Annotated in this window: 7 protein-coding genes and 1 riboswitch; of the genes, 5 read left to right on the top strand and 2 right to left on the bottom strand. The window is 32.4% G+C overall.

What is annotated here, in order from left to right:
• The first annotated feature begins 486 nt into the window (after positions 1-486).
• Positions 487-756: a hypothetical protein gene (locus BKO01S_RS23510; protein ID WP_232311310.1), complete on the top strand. Its 270-nt coding sequence runs from the start codon at positions 487-489 to the stop codon at positions 754-756.
• Positions 757-950: 194 nt separating this feature from the next.
• Here the strand turns inward: BKO01S_RS23510 and BKO01S_RS23505 are convergent, their stop codons facing one another.
• Positions 951-2,408, bottom strand: coding sequence for a DHA2 family efflux MFS transporter permease subunit (locus BKO01S_RS23505; protein WP_066060199.1), 1,458 nt, complete (start codon positions 2,406-2,408; stop codon positions 951-953).
• Between the two features lie 170 nt (positions 2,409-2,578).
• Here BKO01S_RS23505 and BKO01S_RS23500 point away from each other — a divergent pair, with 170 nt between their 5' ends.
• The 4 genes from BKO01S_RS23500 (at position 2,579) to BKO01S_RS24735 (ending at position 5,025) form a co-directional block, all read left to right on the top strand.
• The gene (locus BKO01S_RS23500) at positions 2,579-3,118 is read left to right on the top strand and encodes a TetR/AcrR family transcriptional regulator (protein WP_066060198.1); all 540 of its coding nucleotides are present in this window, start codon (positions 2,579-2,581) and stop codon (positions 3,116-3,118) included.
• A gap of 253 nt (positions 3,119-3,371) precedes the next feature.
• Positions 3,372-4,058, top strand: coding sequence for a VanZ family protein (locus BKO01S_RS23495; RefSeq protein ID WP_066060196.1), 687 nt, complete (start codon positions 3,372-3,374; stop codon positions 4,056-4,058).
• Between the two features lie 259 nt (positions 4,059-4,317).
• On the top strand, positions 4,318-4,641 hold the full coding sequence (locus BKO01S_RS23490) for a hypothetical protein (RefSeq protein ID WP_232311309.1): 324 nt from the start codon (positions 4,318-4,320) through the stop codon (positions 4,639-4,641).
• A gap of 144 nt (positions 4,642-4,785) precedes the next feature.
• Positions 4,786-5,025 (top strand): hypothetical protein, encoded by a 240-nt coding sequence (locus tag BKO01S_RS24735; protein ID WP_198158880.1) that lies wholly within the window; start codon positions 4,786-4,788, stop codon positions 5,023-5,025.
• A 275-nt stretch (positions 5,026-5,300) separates the two neighbouring features.
• Here BKO01S_RS24735 and BKO01S_RS24130 read toward each other — a convergent pair whose 3' ends face one another.
• On the bottom strand, positions 5,301-5,426 hold the full coding sequence (locus BKO01S_RS24130; protein ID WP_084362196.1) for an anti-repressor SinI family protein: 126 nt from the start codon (positions 5,424-5,426) through the stop codon (positions 5,301-5,303).
• 25 nt (positions 5,427-5,451) lie between these two features.
• Positions 5,452-5,534: riboswitch (cyclic di-GMP riboswitch) on the bottom strand.
• Between the last annotated feature and the right edge of the window lie 234 nt (positions 5,535-5,768).

The following is a 5,768-nucleotide window of genomic DNA, read 5'->3' as shown; positions in this document are numbered from 1 at the left end:
CCATGAGAATGTGGACATCCACCAGTGCGATCATATTTTTACTCATCTACCATTTTTTGTAAGTTTGTGGCAAATGAGCTATCAGTCTTTTGGCTTCAAAAGCCCAAATTTATCCTTACGAGATAAATCCAACCATAGTAGCGAGCATAAACTCTAAAATAACAATCTATAAAATACTGAGAATACTGGAGAAAACGTGAGTTTTCACTTTGTTTATTGAGGGAGTATAGTGAAACAAGAAGGACCTTATTTTCATCTGTCGAATATTTGATTAAGCCTTATTTTAAGTGGGAAGTAAGGTTTTTCTTATTTATACGGGAAGGCATATAATTTAATAACAAGGGGGCATTGTGAGGTATCATTTTTATTAAAGAGATATTTAATAACAAACCACCAAAACCCCTTATAACTGTCGAAGGGAAGACAGTAGAAGTTGCTCAAGGTTCATATTGTTGGGAAGGGCTTTTAAGATCTCAATGTGTTGATATGATTTCCCCTTTAGAATTAATTATTAGCAAATCACTCAAACCCGTAAGTGTTTCAGCTGGAGCTGAAATAAAAATAGAATTTAACCAGGTACCTAATAAAAATACAATGGGTGTTAATAGGTGGAGTGGAAATGGTGAAATAGTAGATGTACCATTAAAAGATAATGTACTGATAGTACCTATAGAAAAAGGAAAATATGTTTATGATGTTTATGCGAATTGGGACAAGGGCAGCTCTAGTTTTACTTTTGTTATCGAGGTTAAATAATATTGTTTAACAAAAGGGGCAGTTTAGCGAAAGAAGGAATTCATTAACGAGTAACTTTAAATAACCTTACTTTGTACTTTGAGTTCCCTAATTTTGATTCATGAAGAATAAGCATATCAGACTTCTCCGATATGCTTACCTTTTCAAAATGGTGGATAGTAATGTTAAGAATCCAAATGTGACTAACTTCGGCTTTATTGCATAACAGTTTTTTTTGACGTATTTTTCTGCTTTCCAGTTTTTTTAGCAGGCATAAAACATGCAAAAATAAAGGCAACAAACGATAAGACTAACATAAAGAAATAGGCATTACCTGAGCCATGGATAGAAGATGATATTGCTAGCTGCATTGCTGAAATGTTTTCAGTTTCCATAGATAGCTGATAGGAAGTTACTTGAATCGTATACACTGTAACCACTACGGCTGTCCCTATAGAACCTGCTAATTGGCGTACAGTATTATTTACGGCCGAACCATGTGAACCCAATTCTCTAGGCAGAGCATTCAATCCTGCAGTGTGTAAAGGCATAGTAATAAAGCTTAACCCAATCCGTAAAATACATGTGCGAATCATTAAATACAAATAGGTCGTAGATTCGGATAAATCAATGACACCCCACATGGAAATAATAATAAATAGTAAACCAGTAACAAAGAGTGGTTTAGCCCCGTATTTATCATACATTTTACCTGTGACAGGTGATAAGAAGGCATTAATCACAGCACCAGGTAGTAATAGTAAACCTGCTTCAAAAGCTGTAAAACCTCTTCCATCCTGCAAATAAATCGGTAAAAGAATTAAATCTGCATACATAATCATTGTAATTAGTACATTTATGAACGATGTGAGAGTAAAAATTTTATACTTAAATACAGATAAATTTAATAATGGATCGTTGGATCTCATTTGGCGTAAACAAAATATAGTCGTAACGATTATCCCAACTATAATTGTTGTAATGACAACTGGGTTCTCCCACCCTTTGCTTCCTGCGCTACTAAAACCAAATAAAATAGAGCCAAAGCCAATCGTTGATAAGATAACACTTATGATATCTAATTTAGCTTTTGTTATCTTAGCAACATTCATTAAATATTTGAAAGCAAGAACAATAACGACTAAAACAAATGGCGTTAATCCAATAAATAGCCATCTCCATGACAGGTATTCAATAATAAAACCTGATAATGTAGGAGCAATGGCTGGTGCAAAGATCATTGCAAAGCCAATTGTCCCCATAATACTTCCTCGCTTTTCGCTAGGATATAAATATAAAATAACTGTCATCAGTAACGGTATAATAATCCCAGCCCCAATTGCTTGAATCATTCTTCCAGTTAACAACATACCAAAGTTTATTGCACAAGCACATAACACAGATCCCAATAACAAAAAGAACATGGAGCTAATGAATAGCTGCCTTGTTGAAAAACGTTTCATTAAAAATGCTGTAATCGGCACTAAGACACCGTTTACTAACATAAATCCCGTTGATAACCATTGTACAGTTGCAGCTGTTACATGAAATACGTCCATAAAATCACTCATAGCTACATTTAGTAAGGTTTGGTTCAATGTTGATAAAAAGCAGCCAGCAATCAATACAATTAATAAGACCTTTTTATTTATATTTGTTAATTCCTTTTCCATTTATAAACTCCTTTATCGCATTTGCATTATCAACACTGTGTCGATAAAATTTATAGTAACAAATATATTATTTGCTGACCATGAACAGTTTTTTTGAGAATGTTCACTAATCGACATAGGATTTTATAATGTTGAGAAAGTCATATAAAAATCTACAAAGGAGTTTATAAATGCCTAAAAAAGAAGATCCACGTACAATTCGTTCAAAAGAAATGTTTAGAAATGCCGTTCTTTCCCTTCTATGTGAGGACCCTTCCGTTTCAAATTTAAACGTTCAAAAAGTTGCAGCGAAAGCAGGGTTAAATCGGACAACGTTTTACTTACATTATCAGGATATTCAAGATTTATTAACGCAAATTACCAAAGAAATAATTAATCAACTTTCGGATAAAATGGTTGCTTTAAAACACGCCGAAGATTTATCAGAAAAGCAACAACTAACCCATTTGCTTGACTATTTATATATACATAGAAATTATTTACTTACTTTACTCAGCATCAATCAATTTGAGGAGCAATTGTTTTTACTTATAGAGGAGTTAATAAAAACAAGAAGGGCGAATATCGAGAAAGATTTACCTGCAGATTATGTCGCGATTGAAATTAAAACTGCCTCTTTGGTAGGCATTATCATGTGGTGGATGAGGAAAGGGCTACATTATAGTTCAGAATATATTTCAGACCAAATTTATTTAATGTACAGAGTGTAATGATTCTAGGTCAGTCATTGTTTATGTGTAGTAGCCTTATTAAGGCAGCATTCCTGTAATAAATGAAGTGAGTTTGAGTTTGTGAAACAATGTACTTAAGCTATAGGGGGCATTGATCCAAGAAGGATTGAGGCCTCTTTATGTTGAACTTCCTTATTGTAGAATAGAGGCAGGTTTGTTGAAGAAGAGATGAAACAAAACCATTAAATATTTCGTCAAGTAAGTAGAAATATTGTAATTAGGAGTGTTATTAGTGAAGTATAGAAAATTAAAGTGGTTAACTGTTCTAGTTCCGATTTTTTCCCTTACTTTTGCTAGTTTGCAGTTAGAAAACGGGTCGCTATTTTTTGAGTATTTTACTGTTTTTGGGAATTGGATATTGTTGACTACCTTAGCCTTATGGTTTATTAATAAATCTACCGTAAGGAGTACGTGGGATTTACTGTTTTTATCTTCTTTTATTTTTTACTTATTTGTATTACATCATTATGTAAGTTATATAGATATTGGATATTATTTTACTCAAGAATATTTAGGAAATCATCATATTCAATTTGAACAAATAAATTTCATCCCTCTTAAAACCATAGTACATACATTCACAAATCCTGTATTGGCACTTGTAACAATTATCCAAATTGTAGGTAATATTTTATTGCTAACTCCTTTTTCCTTTGCTCTATTGTCATTAAATATCACAAAAAGTTTTAAAAAAACAGTTATTATAACAATGTTTATTTCAATCGGCATTGAAACTATCCAGTTTATACAGGGCTTCATTATTTCAGGTTATATGTTTGGAGATGGGCGTGCAGTAGACATAGATGATGTTATATTAAATACACTTGGAGGGTTAACTGGTGCAGTATTTTATAAATTGTATAAACGTTTTATCTTAAACAATTTGATGAAAAGGAACCAATTGAGTCATAATACATAATCTTCTTCAGATCTGGCTGCTAACAATGCAGCCTTTTCTTATTGGAGAAACGAAGCAGAATAATTGAATAAGCTGATATAATTAATTAGGTTTTATCTTTGCCTATTAGGAGGAATAATTTGAAAAGATTTCGAGGAAAAAAAGATACTTTAGGAATATATGGAGAGAAGTAGAGACTTTTGATTTACAACTTGATACCGAGTCGTGGTTTGATTTTTGGCATGAACATCTTGATTTTTTTGGAGTCAGTAAAAATAGATTGAAGATAAGAAGAGAACATATTAAAGCCCATTTAGCTTTGTATAATAAATTATTAATACAGCTTGAAACTTTTGATAAGCCTTATCAATCTTGGATATGTATTCACGAAGAAGACCCTATTTCAGATGCAGTATATATCCATTCGCCAAATCCAAACGATAATCATTTCCCTCTAAAGATTAATGAACTGAAGTGGGATTGTGTAATACCAAACACTTTTAAGGATATAATTAACCTCAATAAATTCAATGTTGCATTTTATAAGTCAGAATATGAAGAATTGTACTATATACAATCAAAAGAACATGGTATTAAATTATAACTTTGTTGTTGAGCTACCGGGGGCGATCTTCTGGATGAAGATCGCTTTTTTCTTCTTCAAGTAAAGAGCAGGTTTGTTCAAGAAGGAATACTCTCTGTTAGTGTGTAATTATTACCTTAAAAAGTTTTTAAGGAGTGGTGGTGGATGGAGAGTTTATCAAAAATAGACTTTAGCTATTTTGCAGGACAAGTTGTAACAGACGTAAACACGGAAGAAAACCAGACTCTAGTTATTACTTTTGAAAAAGGATATTTAATGGTCGAATGTCCATGGAGGATTCGTAAAGGTAAAGAAATTATCTTAGGAGAAACAGATTGTATTATTTCAGCCCCAAAAAAATTCTCACGTAAAAATATAAAAAAACTCTCCTCTCCAAAACGATAGTAAACATATCATTTTACGAACATCTTATATTTATTATTGAGTAACAGAGACTTCTCCTCCAGGCAATGTTAATAAGTCAAATTCTTGATTTCCTTGTAAACTCCACCCCTCGAAGTAACTGCTCGCATGAAATAATTCAAGTTTATTAATAAAACTGGAGATTACATAAAGATCTGGATGCTATTATGCAGCCTTTACTAATCAACTAAAAGAGCAGTTGAATAAAATATCGAACCATAGACCACAACTGCGCAATAAAAAAAGACCTAAATTATTTAAGGTCTAGGGTTACTTAAGAAATTATGAATTTCCTCAGCTGAAATACCTATATCAAGTGCATGGAGAATAAGTACCACCCATTCTTCATCTAAGTTATGTTTGCTTATTATTGATTGTAACATTAAGAAACCTCCGAAAAGTATTCAAGCATGTAGCTCAGCCATCATAGTTTAGTACTTTAGATCTGTAGCTTTGCGTCCTTATTTTTCATAGGTTTGCCTTTTTTGGATGAATATGTAAACTACTTTCTAATCTTACTACAGATTTATTGAAAATACAGAAATAATCGTGCGACAAATAAATTCATAATGTTACAAAAGTCACGAATTCAAATATTAAAAGGATTGTCGCAGTACGAAACTGCTGAACATTATTAAGCTAAAGGGACAGCATTCCTGTAATGAATGAAAATGAGGTTTGAATAAAAAAATAACCTCTTGGTAGAATGAGAGAGTCCTAAAGCC

Origin of the sequence: Robertmurraya korlensis NBRC 107688 (assembly GCF_001591645.1) — a bacterium.
Lineage (GTDB): Bacteria > Bacillota > Bacilli > Bacillales > Cytobacillaceae > Robertmurraya_A.
The sequence above is the reverse complement of the archived record's forward strand: the minus strand, read 5'-3'. Positions and strand labels throughout refer to the sequence as shown.

Bases quoted from the DNA above. Each gene is read 5' to 3' on its own strand.
- BKO01S_RS23510 (WP_232311310.1), top strand. From the start codon at position 487: ATGATTTCCCCTTTAGAATTAATTATTAGCAAATCACTCAAACCCGTA.
- BKO01S_RS23505 (WP_066060199.1), bottom strand. From the start codon at position 2,408: ATGGAAAAGGAATTAACAAATATAAATAAAAAGGTCTTATTAATTGTA.
- BKO01S_RS23500 (WP_066060198.1), top strand. From the start codon at position 2,579: ATGCCTAAAAAAGAAGATCCACGTACAATTCGTTCAAAAGAAATGTTT.
- BKO01S_RS24735 (WP_198158880.1), top strand. From the start codon at position 4,786: ATGGAGAGTTTATCAAAAATAGACTTTAGCTATTTTGCAGGACAAGTT.
- BKO01S_RS24130 (WP_084362196.1), bottom strand. From the start codon at position 5,426: ATGTTACAATCAATAATAAGCAAACATAACTTAGATGAAGAATGGGTG.